Source organism: Geopseudomonas sagittaria (assembly GCF_900115715.1).
GTDB classification, from domain to species: domain Bacteria; phylum Pseudomonadota; class Gammaproteobacteria; order Pseudomonadales; family Pseudomonadaceae; genus Geopseudomonas; species Geopseudomonas sagittaria.
Genome location: NZ_FOXM01000004.1, coordinates 250,372 through 264,882 on the forward strand (window position 1 = coordinate 250,372; position 14,511 = coordinate 264,882).

A 14,511-nucleotide genomic window follows, 5' to 3' on the forward strand; every position below is an offset into this window, starting at 1 on the left:
CCCTCCTGCGGGCGACCGCCGCACGAAACTGCCGCCGCCGTGGTTGATTACAGCTGAATCAGCGGCGCCTCGTCCTCGCTGCGGAACGGCAGCTGCGGCAACAGCTCGTGCGCATCGCCCAGGCCCAGCATCAGCACGTTGCGCAGGCTCTGGCTGATCCGGCTGACGTAGCCCAGATCGTTCATCAGCGAGCTGGCGTGCAGGCCGTCCAGCTTGTTCTCGCGCACCGCCACGAACAGCCGCTCGCGGAACTGGCCATCGAACTTCGCCGCCTCGCCGTCGAACAGCTCCAGCCGCGCCCTGAGCGCTTCCTCCGGCAGATCGAGCAGGCTGATCACGCGCATCTCGCGCAGCACCCAGAGCATGTGCCGGCGCAGCTCGGCATAGGCCGCACTCACCGCCGGCTCGTGGCCGTTGAGCTGGCGGCCGAGGTTCTTCTGCAGGTGCTTGGCATCCTTGACCGCATCCACCAGCTGCATGGCCAGCACCTGGCTGGCGATCCACTCGCGGTTGTGCGTCTCGTCGAGGTTGGCCTTCAGGCGGCCCATGTAGCTGACCAGGTCGCTGTACACGCCCTTGATGTGGCGCTGGTAGAGCTGCTCGGCATCCAGGCCGCGGCTGGCGCCCTGCGCCGAATCCTGCAGGGCGCGCTCGTCGATCTGCGCGCTGCGCAGCTGATCGACCGGCAGGTACAGCGCGTGGCAGATCACCTCCAGGCTCAGGCGCGCCAGGTGCTGCAGCTCGCGGGCCACCGCCTGCACCGCGGCATCCGCCGAATCCAGCGCGTTGTCGTCCAGGTAGCGGGCACGGGTCACCACCGGCGGCGCCGCGGTCGGCGCTTGGCCCTGCACCTCGGCGATCAGCACCTTGGGTTCGGCCAGCTCCGGCAGCCAGCGCTCCAGGGCCGCGGCCAGCCGCGGATGCCAGGGCACGAACAGCAGCACCCCCAGGCCATTGAACAGGGTGTGGAACAGGGCCAGCGCCAGCAGCGCGTTGCCGGCAAAGCCCAAGCGCTCCGCCAGCAGCAGCACCAGGCTGGTCAGCGGCTGCAGGAAGACCAGCGCCAGCGCGGCCACCCCGCAATTGAAGATCACGTTGGCCAGCGCCAGGCGCTTGCCGGCCCGCCCACCGCCCAGCGAGCCGATCACCGCGGTCAGCACGCCGCCGACATTGGTGCCGATGGCCAGGGCAAAGCCCTGGTCGACGTCGATCTGCCCCGCGGCCAGCGCAGTCAGCACCAGCATCAGGCTGGCGTGGCTGGACTGCACCACCGCGGTGACCAGCGCGCCGATGCCGGCGAACAGCAGGATGCCGAGCAGGCCCGGCACCTTGAACTGCGCCGGATCGAACATTGCGGTGGCATCGGTGAAGCCGCCCTTGATCAGGTCGATGCCGAAGAACAGGAAGCAGATGCCCAGCAGAATCCGCCCGGCGCCCTTGCTGCGCGGGCCGTTGAAGCCGAGCAGGATGCCGAACACCGCCAGCGGCAGGGCCATGTCGGCCAGACTGGCACTCTGTCCGACCAGCGCCAGCAGCCAGATGCCGCTGGTGGTGCCGAGGTTGGCGCCGAAGACGATGCACAGCCCCGCGCCCAGGCCGATCAGCCCGGTGCCGAGGAAGGCGATGGTCAGCAGCGACACCAGGGTGCTGGACTGCACCATCACCGTGGCCAGCACGCCGAAGGCCAGGCTCTTCCAGGTCCGGTCGGTGGCTTTGGCGAGGAAACGTTCCAGCGCGCTGCCGGCCAGCAGGCGCAGCCCTTCTTCCAAACACTGCATGCCGAACAGGAACAACGCCAGGCCGCCGGCCAGGCGCGTCCAGCCAGCGCTGAACCAGAACGACGCCGCCAGCGCCACGGCCAGCAGCCACATCACGACGGTATTAGCGGTTTTACTGGACAAGACGGCCCTCGGCTGACGACCCACGGTGCACGTTCAGGGAGGCGCCGCACAGCACCTCTGCGCACGGGAGGAAGCGGCATGACCATGGAGTGACGGGCAGATGACCGTCACGCGGGCAATTCTGCCCGAAAATGCAGCGGGAAGGGGGAGACGCGCGGGAGTGCAGGACGGGCGCCCGATTCCGGCTCAGCGCTGGTACGACTGGTTCTGGGCCCAGGAGCTGGTGCAGCCCAGGCAGCGCACGAAGGCTTCGCGACCCGGCTCGACCACCAGGGCATGACCGGCCTCCGCGACGTTGCCGCCCAGCGCCGTGAACGGCAGGCTGACGACGAAGGCCGCCGCACCGATGATGGTGCCGGCGATCAGAAGCGGACGGGCGATCAGCAAGTCGCCCATCATGGCGTAGGCCGGCGGAGCCTCCAGGGTGTAGGTGGGATCGCCGCTGACATTGTCCTGGGAAGCAGACGCGGACAGCGGAAGGGAGGCCAGACCGGTGGTCAGGAGCAAGCCGAGGGCTGTGGAGCGGAACAGATTCATGCGCAGGGTCCTTTTTGCCGCGTTGCACGTGAGGATAACTATATCAGCGAATCGCCGGCCGCCAGCGTGAACGCCGTCAATCGCTGCGGCCAGACCGGCGAGGAAATGCCGTCCCGGCAAAGCCGCCGGCGCCCGGCAGCCGGGGCTTCATTCAGCGCTGGCAGCGCGGACAGTACACGCTGGCGCGCTGGCCCAGCTTGACCTCGCGCAGGGTGCTGCCGCAGACCTTGCAGAACTCGCCGCCGCGGCCGTAGACGAACAGCGTCTGCTGGAAGTAGCCGGGCTTGCCGTCGCCGCCGACGAAGTCGCGCAGGGTGGTGCCGCCGCAGTCGATGGCCTGGGCGAGGATGCGCCGGATCTCCTCGGCCAGCTTCAGGTAGCGCGCCCGCGAGATCGAGCCGGCCTCGCGGCGCGGGTCGATGCCGGCGGCGAACAGCGCTTCCGTGGCGTAGATGTTGCCCACGCCGACCACCACCGCGTTGTCCATGATGAACGGCTTGACCGCCACGCGCTTGCCGCGCGACAGCTGGTACAGGCGCTCGCCGTCGAAGTCCGCGCCCAGCGGCTCCGGCCCCAGCTTGCGCAGCAGCTCGTGATTGAGCGGGTCCTGGCTCCACAGCAGCGCGCCGAAGCGCCGCGGGTCGGTGTAGCGCAGCGCCAGCCCGGAATCCAGCTCGATGTCGACGTGCTCGTGCTTGGCCGCCGGCAGGCCGGCCTCGATCAGGCGCAGGCTGCCGGACATGCCCAGATGGCCGATCAGGGTGCCGCACTCGGCGCCGATCAGCAGGTACTTGGCGCGCCGCTCGACCCGCTCGATGCGCTGGCCGGACAGGCGCACGTCGAGATCCTCGGGGATCGGCCAGCGCAGGCGGCGCTCGCGGACGATCACCCGGGTCACCCGGTGGCCTTCCAGATGGGGGGCGATGCCGCGGCGGGTGGTTTCGACTTCGGGCAGTTCGGGCATGGCGGCAGACACAGGTGGAACAGGGGGCGCCAACATAGCAGGATTGCCGGCCCCGCTCACCCTCGCGCGCCAGCCGGCAGGCGCCCGGCGCACCGCCTTCCGCTATACTGCGCGCTTTTTGCGAGAGTGCCCCATGACCCTGCCCAGCCTGCGACTGAAAGCCAACGCCGAGCGCCGCCTGCGCGCCGGCCACCTGTGGGTCTACAGCAACGAGGTGGACGTGGCGGCCACCCCGCTGTCGCTGTTCGGCGCCGGCGACCAGGCCATCCTCGAGATGAGCAACGGCAAGCCGCTGGGCATCGTCGCCATCAGCCCGCAGAACCTGATCTGCGCCCGACTGATCTCCCGCGACATCAAGCACATGCTCGACAAGTCGCTGCTGGTGCACCGCATCAACGTCGCCCTCAGCCTGCGCGAGCGCCTGTTCGACAAGCCGTTCTACCGCCTGGTCTACGGCGACTCCGACCTGCTGCCCGGCCTGGTGGTCGACCGCTTCGGCGACTATCTGGTGGTGCAGATGGCCTCGGCGACCATGGAACACCACAAGCACCACCTGATCGAGGCGCTGGTCCAGGTGATCAAGCCGGCCGGCATCCTGCTCAAGAACGACTCCGCGGCGCGTGACGCCGAGGGTCTGCCGCGCTACGTCGACAGCGCCTACGGCCAGGTGCCGGAGTGGGTGGCGCTGGAAGAGAACGGCGTCAAGTTCGAGGCCCCGGTGCTCAGCGGCCAGAAGACCGGCTGGTTCTACGACCACCGCATGAACCGCGCGCGCCTGGCGCCCTACGTCAAGGGCAAGCGCGTGCTCGACCTGTTCAGCTACATCGGCGGCTGGGGCGTGCAGGCCGCGGCGTTCGGCGCCTCCGAGGTGATGTGCGTGGACGGCTCGGCGCTGGCCCTGGACGGCGTCGAGCGCAACGCCGCGCTGAACGGCGTCGCCGACAAGATGGCCTGCGTCGAGGGCGACGTGTTCGAGGCGCTCAAGGAGCTGAAGGCCGCCGAGGAGCGCTTCGACGTGATCGTCGCCGACCCGCCCGCCTTCATCAAGCGCAAGAAGGACCTGAAGAACGGCGAAGCCGCCTATCGCCGCCTCAACGAGGCCGCCATGCGCCTGCTGAGCCGCGACGGCATCCTGGTCAGCGCCAGCTGCTCGATGCACCTGCCCGAGGACGACCTGCAGAACATCCTGCTGTCCAGCGCCCGCCACCTCGATCGCCACATCCAGCTGCTCGAGCGCGGCGGCCAGGGCCCGGACCATCCGGTGCACCCGGCGATCCACGAAACCCGCTACATCAAGAGCCTGACCTGCCGCATCCTGCCCAACTGAGGCAACAACCCGGCACTGTAGGAGGCGCGACCTCGCGGCGATGGGCCACCGGTCCACCCCAGCGCACGAGCATCGCCCCGAGGGCGGGCCTCCTACAAGATCGGCAGCGGGACCGACGCCGCCCGCCCCGGTGCACCCGCCCGCCAAATCGCGTTATCCTGAAAACTTCCGTACCTGCCTGCATTCCGGGAACCCGCCATGCCTGACTATCGCTCGAAAACCTCCACCTTCGGCCGCAACATGGCCGGCGCCCGCGCGCTGTGGCGCGCCACCGGGATGAAGGACGAGGACTTCAAGAAGCCGATCATCGCCGTCGCCAACTCCTTCACCCAGTTCGTGCCCGGCCACGTGCACCTGAAGGACCTCGGCCAGCTGGTCGCCCGCGAGATCGAGAAGGCCGGCGGCGTGGCCAAGGAATTCGACACCATTGCCGTCGACGACGGCATCGCCATGGGCCACGACGGCATGCTCTATTCGCTGCCCAGCCGCGAGATCATTGCCGACTCCGTCGAGTACATGGTCAACGCCCACTGCGCCGACGCCATCGTGTGCATCTCCAACTGCGACAAGATCACCCCCGGCATGCTGATGGCCGCCCTGCGCCTGAACATCCCGGTGGTGTTCGTCTCCGGCGGCCCGATGGAAGCTGGCAAGACCAAGCTGGCCAGCCACGGCCTCGACCTGGTCGATGCCATGGTCGCCGCCGCCGACGACAGCTGCTCCGACGAGACCGTCGCCGAGTACGAGCGCAGCGCCTGTCCGACCTGCGGCAGCTGCTCGGGCATGTTCACCGCCAACTCGATGAACTGCCTGACCGAGGCCCTCGGTCTCGCCCTGCCGGGCAACGGCACCACCCTGGCCACCCACGCCGACCGCGAGCAGCTGTTCCTGCGCGCCGGCCGCCTGATCGTCGAGCTGTGCCAGCGCTACTACGGCGAGAACGACGAGTCGGTGCTGCCGCGCAACATCGCCAACCGCAAGGCGTTCGAGAACGCGATGACCCTGGACATCGCCATGGGCGGCTCGACCAACACCATCCTGCACCTGCTGGCCTCCGCCCAGGAAGGCGAGGTCGACTTCGACCTGCGCGCCATCGACGCCCTGTCGCGTCGCGTGCCGCAGCTGTGCAAGGTGGCGCCGAACATCCAGAAGTACCACATGGAGGACGTGCACCGCGCCGGCGGCATCTTCTCGATCCTCGGCGAGCTGGCCCGCGGCGGCCTGCTGCACACCGACGTGCCGACCGTGCACAGCAAGACCATGGCCGACGCCATCGCCCAGTGGGACATCACCCAGACCAGCGACGAGGCCGTGCACACCTTCTTCAAGGCCGGCCCGGGGGGCATCCCGTCGCAGACCGCGTTCAGCCAGGCGACCCGCTGGCCGAGCCTGGACACCGACCGCTTCGAGGGCTGCATCCGCAGCGTCGAGAACGCCTACTCCCAGGAGGGCGGCCTGGCCGTGCTGTACGGCAACATCGCCGAGGACGGCTGCGTGGTGAAGACCGCCGGCGTCGACGAGTCGATCCACGTGTTCGAAGGCACGGCGAAGATCTACGAGAGCCAGGACGCCGCGGTGAAGGGCATCCTCGCCGACGAGGTGAAGCCGGGCGACATCGTGATCATCCGCTACGAAGGCCCCAAGGGCGGTCCGGGCATGCAGGAAATGCTCTACCCGACCTCGTACCTGAAGTCCAAGGGCCTGGGCAAGCAGTGCGCCCTGCTCACCGACGGCCGCTTCTCCGGCGGCACCTCCGGCCTGTCGATCGGCCACGCCTCGCCGGAAGCCGCCGCGGGCGGCGCCATCGGTCTGGTCGAGGAAGGCGACAAGATCCTCATCGACATCCCCAACCGCAGCATCAACCTGCTGGTCGGCGCCGACGAGCTCAAGGCCCGCCGCCTGCACCAGGACCACAAGGGCTGGAAGCCGGCCGCACCGCGCGCGCGCAAGGTCAGCACCGCGCTGAAGGCCTACGCCCTGCTCGCCACCAGCGCCGACAAGGGCGCGGTGCGCAACAAGGCGCTGCTGGACGGCTGATCGACCAACGGGAAAGCCGCCCAGCGGCTTCCCCCCAGCCCGTGACTGCAACAACCAACGCCCCGCTCTGCGGGGCGTTGGCGTTTCTGGCGGCGGACCAGCCGTCCGTCCGGCGGATTCGCCTTTGCCCAATTCCGACCTTCACTTGAGTGCGGGGGACCATCCATCACGTGAGGGTACCGACATGCTCATCCGCAACCTGGCCCTGCTGCTCGCGCTCTGCGCACCGCTGGCCTGGAGCCAAACCCCGGCGGCTCCCGCCGCCGCTCAGGCCGAAATGCAAAGCGCCGCCCTGACCACCCGCCTGGCCCTGCGCGACCTGTGGGTCGAGCACATCTTCTGGGTCAGGAACTACGCGCTGGCCAACCAGGGCGGCAACGCCGCGCAGGCCGATACGGCCGCCAAGGAAGTGGTGGCCAACGCCACCGCGATCGCCAACAGCCTGCAACCGCTGTACGGCCAGCCGGCCGCCGAGCAGATGCTCGAGCTGCTGGCCGGCCACTGGGGCGCCATCAAGGACTACAGCGACGCCGGCCTGGCCAAGGACGCGGCCAAGCAGAAAGCCGCCATGGACGCCCTGGTCAGCAACGCCAAGGCGATCGCCGCCTTCCTCGCCAAGGCCAACCCCTATCTGCCGGAGGACACCCTGGTGACCCTGCTCAGCGCCCACGGCGGCCACCACATCAGCCAGATCGACCAGTTGGCCAAGGCCGACTACGCCGGCGAGGCGAAGACCTGGCACGCCATGCGCGAGCACATACTCGGCGTTGCCGACGCCCTGGCCGGGGCGCTGGTCAAGCAGTTCCCCGACAAGTTCTGAATAACCCGCGGGGCGCCTTGCGCGCCCCGCGGCGGCTTCAGGCGCGCGCCCACACCTCGTAGGCGTGCGCCGGCGTTTGCGCCGTGGCCAGCTGCTCGTCGCGACTGACCAGCCGCCAGTCGCCCTCGGCGAATTCCGGGAACCAGGCGTCGCCGTCCGGCTGCAGGTGCACCCGGGTCAGGTACAGGCGCTGCGCCCGCGCCAGGCCCTGGGCGTACAGCTCGGCGCCGCCGATCAGCATCAGCTCGGCGACGCCCTGCGCGCGCGCCCATTCCTCGGCGCGGGCGATGGCCGCCGGCAGCGAGGCGAACACCTCGGCGCCGTCCAGCCGCAGGTCCGCCTGGCGGCTGACCACCAGGTTGAGGCGGCCCGGCAGCGGCCGGCCGAGCGAATCCCAGGTCTTGCGACCCATGATGATCGGCTTGCCGAGGGTCACGGCCTTGAAGTGCTTGAGATCCGCCGGCAGGTGCCAGGGCAGACGGTTGTCGATGCCGATCACGCGGTTGTCGGCCAGCGCGGCGATCAGGGCGAGGGGGAGTGGTGTCGTGTTCATGGCGGCGAGGATAGCAGGCGGTCGCGGCCGCTGACGATGCCGGCAGGCGGTCGAGCGGTTATCCTCTGCCCATCACCTCGCCGCCACGGAGGCCGCTTGCCCCTCAACTCCATCCCCGAAGCCCTCTGGCTCGCCGAAACCCTGCGCCTCACCGAGGAGCGCAGCGGTCCGCTGGAGGACGCCGAAGCCTGCCGGCAGGCGCGTGCCGGCGGCGGCGACCTGCAGCGACGCATCCTCGCCCGCGCCACCCAGCTGGCGCGCCGCGACGGTCTCGACCTGGCCCTGCAGCACTGGCGCCAGGGCGCCGGCCTCGGCCTGCTCCTGCTCGCCGTGCTGGCGCTGTTCAGCGGCGCCGGGCTGGCCTTCGCCGCGCTGGGCGACGGTGCGCGCCCGGTCAACCTGCTGTGGGCGCTGGGCAGCCTGCTCGGCCTGCACCTGCTGACCCTGCTCGGCTGGGTGCTGGGTTTCGCCTTCGGCGGCGAAGCCGGCAGCGCCCTCGGCCGCCTGTGGCTGGGCCTGAGCGCCCGTCTGGCGCGCGACCGCCGCGGCGCCCAGCTCGGCCCGGCGCTGGTCCTGCTGCTCGGTCGCCACGGGCTGCAGCGCTGGGCGCTGGGCCTGCTCAGCCACGGCCTGTGGCTGCTCGCCCTGCTCGCCGCACTGCTCCTGCTGCTGGCCCTGCTGGCCACCCGCCGCTACGGCTTCGTCTGGGAAACCACCCTGCTGCCGGCGGACAGCTTCGCCAGCCTGATCCACGCCCTCGGCGCCCTGCCGGCACTGCTCGGCTTCCCGCAGCCCGACCTCGACCTGCTGCGCGCCAGCGGCGAGGCGGTGGTGGGCGGCGAGGCGGCGCGGCAGACCTGGGCCGGCTGGCTGCTCGGCGTGTTCGCGGTGTTCGGCCTGTTGCCGCGCGCCCTGCTCGCCCTGCTGTGCTTCGTGCAATGGCAACGCGGCCTGCACGCCCTGCAGCTGGATCTCGGACTGCCGGGCTACAGCCGCCTGCGCGAGCGCCTGCTGCCGTCCAGCGAGCGCCTGGGGGTCAGCGATGGGGCGCCGGCGCAGCTGCACCAGCCGCGGGCCGGGCACCTCGCTGCCGCCAGCCGGGGCGCCCTGCTGGTCGCGGTGGAGCTGGACGACCGCCGCCCCTGGCCGCCGGCGCTGCCGGCCGGGGTGAGCGATGCGGGCATCCTCGACGACGGCGCCCAGCGCCGCCGCCTGCTCGAGCAGCTGACCCGCCAGCCGCCGGCGCGCCTGCTGATCGCCTGCGACCCGCGGCGCTCGCCGGACCGTGGCACCCTGGCGCTGCTCGGCGAGCTGGCGCGCGCCGCCGGCAAGACGCGCGTGTGGCTGCTGCCGGCCAGCGCCGGCGAGACGCTCGACCCGGCACGCCTGGGCGACTGGCACGCCGCCCTCGACCAGCTGCGGCTGCCGTGGGCCGACGACGCGCCGCTGGCCTGGCTGGAGAACGGTGATGACTGACGCCCGCCAAGGCACGCCGCTGAAACTGGCGGTGGTCGGCCACACCAACGTCGGCAAGACCTCGCTGCTGCGCACCCTGACCCGCGACGTCGGCTTCGGCGAGGTGTCGCACCGCCCCAGCACCACCCGCCACGTCGAGGGCGCGCGGCTGTCGGTGGACGGCGAGGCGCTGCTCGAGCTGTACGACACCCCCGGCCTGGAGGACGCCATCGCCCTGCGCGACTACCTCGACACCCTCGAACCGCCCGGCCAGCGCCTCGACGGCCCCGAGCGCATCCAGCGCCTGCTGGCCGGCAGCGAGGCGCGCGGGCGCTTCGAGCAGGAGGCCAAGGTGCTGCGCCAGCTGCTGGTCTCCGATGCCGGACTGTACGTGATCGACGCCCGCGAGCCGGTGCTGGCCAAGTACCGCGACGAACTGGCAGTGCTGGCCGACTGTGGCCGGCCGCTGCTGCCGGTGCTCAACTTCGTCGCCGCCCCCGGCCACCGCGAGGACGACTGGCGTACGGCGCTGGCCCGCCTGGGCCTGCACGCGCTGGTGCGCTTCGACAGCGTGGCGCCGCCCGCGGACGGCGAACGGCGCCTGTACGAGAGCCTGGCCCTGCTGCTCGAGCCGGCGCGCGAGCGCCTGCAGCGGCTGATCGCCGATCACGAGGCGCAGCGCGCCGCGCGCCGCCAGGCCGGTGCGCGGCTGATCGCCGAGCTGCTGCTGGATGCCGCCGCCTGCCGGCGCTTGGTCGCCGCCGATGACGGGAGCCTGGCCGCCGCCGTCGAGCGCCTGCGCGGCGACCTGCGCGACCGCGAGCAGCGCTGCGTGGACGAGCTGCTGAGCCTGTACGCCTTTCGCGCCGACGATGCCGAAGCCGGCGAACTGCCGCTGCAGGACGGCCGCTGGGGCAACGACCTGTTCCATCCGGAAACCCTGAAACAGCTGGGCGTGAAGGTGGGTGGCGGCATGGCCGCCGGCGCCGCGGCCGGCGCGGGGGTCGATCTGCTGGTCGGCGGCCTGACCCTGGGCGCCGCCGCCGCGCTGGGCGCCATCGCCGGCGGCGGCTGGCAGACCCTGCGCAACTACGGCGCGCGGCTCAAGGGCAAGCTCACCGGCCAGCGCGAGCTGAGCGTCGACGATGGCGTGTTGCGCCTGCTGGCGCTGCGCCAGAGCCGGCTGCTGGCGCTGCTGGAGGCCCGCGGCCACGCCGCGCAGCAGCGCATCCAGCTGGCGACCCCGCAGGAGCAGGCCTGGCGCGAGGGCAAACTGCCGTCGGCCCTGCACAAGGCCCGCGCCCATCCCGAGTGGTCACGCCTGAATGCCGGCGTCGAGCCGCAGCAGGCCGAACGTCAGGCGCAGATCCGCCGCCTGGCGGCAGACCTGCAGGTGGTCACTGCGCCGCCGACGGCTCCGCCAGCAAGCCCGCCCTGATCGCCTGCAGCGCGGCACGGAAGTAGATCTGGCCCTCCGCCGATTCGGCGAAGGCCACGTATTCGCCCAGCTGGGCGTCGTCGAGTTCGCGATAGACGTACAGCAGGGTGTTTTCCAGTTCGCCGTCGATCTGCTGCATCAGCCGCTCGCGCTGGCCACCCAGCAGTTCTTGCGGCGCGCCATTGCCCAGCAGGCCGGACAGCCCGGGGAGCATCTGGCTGAGGCTGTCGGCGGCCACCCCGGCCAGCGCCAGGCTGACCTCGGCGCCCGCTTCGCGCGCCGGCAGGGCCTTGCCCAGGCGCTGCGCCAGCGCCCGCCGCGCCGCGGAGGCATTCATCTGCGGCAGGCCGTTGGCGTGGCGGTTCAGCTCGGCCGGCGAGGTGGCGCGCACCTCGCTCTGGATCACCGCGCGACCCAGCGGACTGTCGAAGAAGCGGATCGCCGCCAGCGGATCGGGCAGGTTGCGGCGCAGGCTGTCCAGGGCGCGCTGATCCATCGCCTGCGCGGCGAAGCGGCGATTGCTGTTGTCCACCAGCGCCTGGTACACCCCCGGCGGCAGGCTGCCCTGATAGCGCTGCTGGGCAGCGACCAGGGCAGCACTGAAGTGCTCGCGCTGCTGCGGCCAGCCGGCCAGATCGTAGAGCAGGTCATGCTCGTCGGCCTGACTGAACAGGCTGACAAGACTCAGGGCAACGGCAATCAGGACGCGCATGGCAACTCCCGTGGAACAGGGGCGTATTGTCGGGGCCGGGCATCCGCCTTGTCGAGGCGCTAGCTGCGCCGATGGCCGAACAATTGCACTGCACCGACGAACAGTGGTTTTGTCCGCCCCCTGCGGAATTGGTTCAGTCGGGCATTGCCTGGCCCGGCCCGCGCTCCCTAGAATGCGCCATGACCGAGCACAGCCCCCACGCCCCCCTGATCGAACGCATCCTCGACGACCTGGCCGGCCAGGGCTGGTCGCAGCAGACGCTGGCCCTGCCCGCGGCGCTGAGTCGCGCGCTGGCCGACGAATGCCGCCGCCGCCACAGCGCCGGCGCCCTGGCCCCGGCCTCCGTCGGCCGGGGTAGTGGCCAGGTGATCGACGAGGGCATTCGCGGCGACCACATCCAGTGGCTCACCCCCGGCGAGTCCGCCAGCGTCGACGGCTACCTGGCCGTGCTCGACGAACTGCGCGAGCGGCTCAACCGCGAGCTGTTCCTCGGCCTGGAAGACTACGAGTGCCACTTCGCCCTGTACCCGCCGGGCAGCTTCTACCGCCGCCATCTCGATCGCTTCCGCGACGACGACCGCCGCACGGTGACCACGGTGTGCTATCTCAACGAGGACTGGCTTCCCGAGCACGGCGGGGCGCTGCGCATCGAGCTGGCCGACGGTCGCGAGCACGACGTGCTGCCCGCCGCCGGCACCCTGGTGGTGTTCATGTCGGGCGACTTCCCCCACGAGGTGCTGCCGGCCAGCCGCGAGCGCCTGTCGGTCACCGGCTGGTATCGCCGTCGCGGCAACGGGCCGCTCTAGCACGCGGCTTGCCAGCGGCTGGAACCTTTCGCGACAGCGGCTAGTCTGTACTGGACTTCCCCCGCGCATAAGGAACCTTGCGATGAAAGCCCTGCTTGCCACCGGCGGCCTGCTCGCCGCCCTCACCCTGGCCGCCCCGGCCATCGCCGAAACACCGCGCACCCCGGCCCCGGCCGGCGCCAGCGTGTACTTCATCGAGCCGGCCAACGGCGCCACCCTCAGCGGTCCGGTCAACGTGCGCTTCGGCCTCAAGGGCATGGGCGTGGCCCCGGCCGGCACCGACGCCCCGGACACCGGCCATCACCACCTGCTGGTGGACGTCGCCGAGCTGCCGGGCCTCGATGCGCCGCTGCCGGCCACCGACCACATCCGCCACTTCGGCAAGGGCCAGACCGAGACGGAAATCAGCCTGCCGCCGGGCCAGCACACCCTGCAGCTGCTGCTCGGCGACAAGAACCACGTGCCGCACCAGCCGCCGGTGCTGTCGGAAAAGATCACCATCACCGTGCAGTGAGCGGTTGAAACTGAGCGGTTGAAACGAAGAAGGGAGGCCGAGGCCTCCCTTCTGCATTCAGACGCGGACGATCAGAACAGTACGCGGCAGCGGATGGTGCCGTTGACGTGCTGCAGCTTCTCCAGCGCCAGGTCGGAGTATTCCTTGTCGACGTCGACCACCACGTAGCCGACCTTCTCGTTGGTCTGCAGGAACTGGCCGGCGATGTTGATGCCGTTCTCGGCGAGCACCTTGTTGATCTCGCTCATCACACCCGGGATGTTCTCGTGGATGTGCAACAGGCGGTGCTTGCCCGGGTGCGACGGCAGGGCCACTTCCGGGAAGTTGACGGAGGACACCGAGGTGCCGTTGTCGCTGTACTTGACCAGCTTCTCGGCCACTTCCAGGCCGATGTTGGCCTGCGCCTCGGCGGTCGAGCCGCCGATGTGCGGGGTGAGGATCACTCGATCCAGGCCACGCAGCGGGCTGACGAACTCCTCGTCGTTGGACTTGGGCTCGACCGGGAACACGTCGATGGCGGCGCCGATCAGGTGCTCGTCCTTGATCGCCGCGGCCAGGTGGTCCAGCTCGACCACGGTGCCGCGCGCGGCGTTGATCAGGATGCCGCCCTTCTTCATGGCGCGGATTTCCTTCTCGCCGATCATCCACTGGGTGGACGGCAGCTCCGGCACGTGCAGGGAGACGATGTCGGCCATGCCCAGCAGCTCGTGCAGGTTGCCCACCTGGGTGGCGTTGCCCAGCGGCAGCTTGGTCACCACGTCGTAGAAGAACACCTGCATGCCCATGGCTTCGGCCAGCACCGAAAGCTGGGTGCCGATCGAGCCGTAGCCGACGATGCCGAGCTTCTTGCCGCGGATCTCGAAGGAGTTGGCCGCGCTCTTGATCCAGCCGCCGCGATGGCAGGAAGCGTTCTTTTCCGGGATGCCGCGCAGCAGCAGGATGGCCTCGGCCAGCACCAGTTCGGCCACCGAGCGGGTATTCGAGTACGGGGCGTTGAACACCGCGATGCCGCGCTCGCGGGCGGCATCCAGGTTGACCTGGTTGGTGCCGATGCAGAAGCAGCCGACGGCGACCAGCTTCTTGGCGCAGTCGAAGACTTCCTCGGTCAGTTGGGTACGCGAACGGATGCCGATGAAGTGCGCGTCGGCGATCTTTTCCTTCAGCTCGTCGCCCGACAGCGCGCCCTTCAGGTACTCGATGTTGGTGTAGCCAGCGGCCTTCAGGGTATCCACGGCGTTCTGGTGGACACCTTCGAGAAGAAGGAACTTGATCTTGCTCTTGTCGAGAGAGGTCGTCTTGCTCATCTGCGTAAACCTGTTGTCCCGGGGAAATTGGCTGGGCGGTGGACAGCGCGGGCTGACCGACCCGCAAGTCGGCGGCGGGCGCGATTGGCGGGGTGCGTATGCTAACATAGCGCCCCCGCGAAGCGCCCATCCCCGAGCATGAA

At 70.3% G+C, this 14,511-nt stretch carries 13 protein-coding genes; 7 read left to right on the forward strand and 6 right to left on the reverse strand.

The window, feature by feature from the left end:
* Window positions 1-47: 47 nt before the first annotated feature.
* The 3 genes from BM297_RS07150 to mutM all read right to left on the reverse strand — a co-directional run bounded on the left by BM297_RS07150 (window position 48) and on the right by mutM (window position 3,402).
* Window positions 48-1,871: a Na/Pi cotransporter family protein gene (locus tag BM297_RS07150; protein ID WP_092429717.1), complete on the reverse strand. Its 1,824-nt coding sequence runs from the start codon at window positions 1,869-1,871 to the stop codon at window positions 48-50.
* 216 nt (window positions 1,872-2,087) lie between these two features.
* Entirely contained in the window at window positions 2,088-2,438 is a 351-nt protein-coding gene (locus BM297_RS07155; protein WP_092429719.1) for a multidrug transporter, read from the reverse strand.
* A 151-nt stretch (window positions 2,439-2,589) separates the two neighbouring features.
* Entirely contained in the window at window positions 2,590-3,402 is an 813-nt protein-coding gene (mutM, locus tag BM297_RS07160) for a bifunctional DNA-formamidopyrimidine glycosylase/DNA-(apurinic or apyrimidinic site) lyase (protein ID WP_092429721.1), read from the reverse strand.
* Window positions 3,403-3,535: 133 nt separating this feature from the next.
* On the opposite strand from mutM, the gene BM297_RS07165 reads away from it, so the two are divergent.
* The 3 genes from BM297_RS07165 (at window position 3,536) to BM297_RS07175 (ending at window position 7,586) form a co-directional block, all read left to right on the forward strand.
* A complete protein-coding gene (locus BM297_RS07165) occupies window positions 3,536-4,729 on the forward strand; it encodes a class I SAM-dependent rRNA methyltransferase (protein WP_092429723.1) in 1,194 nt (397 codons plus the stop codon).
* Between the two features lie 198 nt (window positions 4,730-4,927).
* Complete coding sequence (gene ilvD, locus BM297_RS07170) at window positions 4,928-6,766, forward strand: dihydroxy-acid dehydratase (RefSeq protein ID WP_092429725.1); 1,839 nt, start codon at window positions 4,928-4,930, stop codon at window positions 6,764-6,766.
* A 184-nt stretch (window positions 6,767-6,950) separates the two neighbouring features.
* Complete coding sequence (locus BM297_RS07175; protein ID WP_092429727.1) at window positions 6,951-7,586, forward strand: hypothetical protein; 636 nt, start codon at window positions 6,951-6,953, stop codon at window positions 7,584-7,586.
* A 37-nt stretch (window positions 7,587-7,623) separates the two neighbouring features.
* On the opposite strand, the gene BM297_RS07180 is transcribed toward BM297_RS07175, so the two are convergent.
* The gene (locus BM297_RS07180) at window positions 7,624-8,139 is read right to left on the reverse strand and encodes a dihydrofolate reductase (RefSeq protein ID WP_175526613.1); all 516 of its coding nucleotides are present in this window, start codon (window positions 8,137-8,139) and stop codon (window positions 7,624-7,626) included.
* 96 nt (window positions 8,140-8,235) lie between these two features.
* Between BM297_RS07180 and BM297_RS07185 the strand changes: the two genes are divergently transcribed.
* Entirely contained in the window at window positions 8,236-9,615 is a 1,380-nt protein-coding gene (locus BM297_RS07185; RefSeq protein WP_245768224.1) for a DUF2868 domain-containing protein, read from the forward strand.
* On the forward strand, window positions 9,608-11,032 hold the full coding sequence (locus BM297_RS07190; RefSeq protein WP_092429733.1) for a GTPase/DUF3482 domain-containing protein: 1,425 nt from the start codon (window positions 9,608-9,610) through the stop codon (window positions 11,030-11,032). Before BM297_RS07185 ends, BM297_RS07190 begins: the two co-directional genes overlap by 8 nt.
* On the opposite strand, the gene BM297_RS07195 is transcribed toward BM297_RS07190, so the two are convergent.
* Window positions 10,992-11,744 carry a hypothetical protein gene (locus tag BM297_RS07195; protein ID WP_092429735.1) on the reverse strand — a complete coding sequence of 251 codons (753 nt, stop codon included), beginning with the start codon at window positions 11,742-11,744 and terminating at the stop codon, window positions 10,992-10,994. The genes BM297_RS07190 and BM297_RS07195 overlap by 41 nt on opposite strands.
* A 179-nt stretch (window positions 11,745-11,923) precedes the next feature.
* Between BM297_RS07195 and BM297_RS07200 the strand changes: the two genes are divergently transcribed.
* Window positions 11,924-12,550, forward strand: a complete 627-nt coding sequence (locus BM297_RS07200; protein ID WP_092429737.1) for a 2OG-Fe(II) oxygenase — start codon at window positions 11,924-11,926, stop codon at window positions 12,548-12,550.
* A gap of 82 nt (window positions 12,551-12,632) precedes the next feature.
* Window positions 12,633-13,064 carry a DUF4399 domain-containing protein gene (locus BM297_RS07205; protein WP_092429739.1) on the forward strand — a complete coding sequence of 144 codons (432 nt, stop codon included), beginning with the start codon at window positions 12,633-12,635 and terminating at the stop codon, window positions 13,062-13,064.
* A 71-nt stretch (window positions 13,065-13,135) separates the two neighbouring features.
* Here the strand turns inward: BM297_RS07205 and serA are convergent, their stop codons facing one another.
* Window positions 13,136-14,368 (reverse strand): phosphoglycerate dehydrogenase, encoded by a 1,233-nt coding sequence (gene serA / locus BM297_RS07210; RefSeq protein ID WP_092429741.1) that lies wholly within the window; start codon window positions 14,366-14,368, stop codon window positions 13,136-13,138.
* Window positions 14,369-14,511: the final 143 nt, after the last annotated feature.

Bases quoted from the DNA above. Each gene is read 5' to 3' on its own strand.
- BM297_RS07150 (WP_092429717.1), bottom strand. From the start codon at position 1,871: ATGTGGCTGCTGGCCGTGGCGCTGGCGGCGTCGTTCTGGTTCAGCGCT.
- BM297_RS07155 (WP_092429719.1), bottom strand. From the start codon at position 2,438: ATGAATCTGTTCCGCTCCACAGCCCTCGGCTTGCTCCTGACCACCGGT.
- mutM (WP_092429721.1), bottom strand. From the start codon at position 3,402: ATGCCCGAACTGCCCGAAGTCGAAACCACCCGCCGCGGCATCGCCCCC.
- BM297_RS07165 (WP_092429723.1), top strand. From the start codon at position 3,536: ATGACCCTGCCCAGCCTGCGACTGAAAGCCAACGCCGAGCGCCGCCTG.
- ilvD (WP_092429725.1), top strand. From the start codon at position 4,928: ATGCCTGACTATCGCTCGAAAACCTCCACCTTCGGCCGCAACATGGCC.
- BM297_RS07175 (WP_092429727.1), top strand. From the start codon at position 6,951: ATGCTCATCCGCAACCTGGCCCTGCTGCTCGCGCTCTGCGCACCGCTG.
- BM297_RS07180 (WP_175526613.1), bottom strand. From the start codon at position 8,139: ATGAACACGACACCACTCCCCCTCGCCCTGATCGCCGCGCTGGCCGAC.
- BM297_RS07190 (WP_092429733.1), top strand. From the start codon at position 9,608: ATGACTGACGCCCGCCAAGGCACGCCGCTGAAACTGGCGGTGGTCGGC.
- BM297_RS07195 (WP_092429735.1), bottom strand. From the start codon at position 11,744: ATGCGCGTCCTGATTGCCGTTGCCCTGAGTCTTGTCAGCCTGTTCAGT.
- BM297_RS07200 (WP_092429737.1), top strand. From the start codon at position 11,924: ATGACCGAGCACAGCCCCCACGCCCCCCTGATCGAACGCATCCTCGAC.
- BM297_RS07205 (WP_092429739.1), top strand. From the start codon at position 12,633: ATGAAAGCCCTGCTTGCCACCGGCGGCCTGCTCGCCGCCCTCACCCTG.
- serA (WP_092429741.1), bottom strand. From the start codon at position 14,368: ATGAGCAAGACGACCTCTCTCGACAAGAGCAAGATCAAGTTCCTTCTT.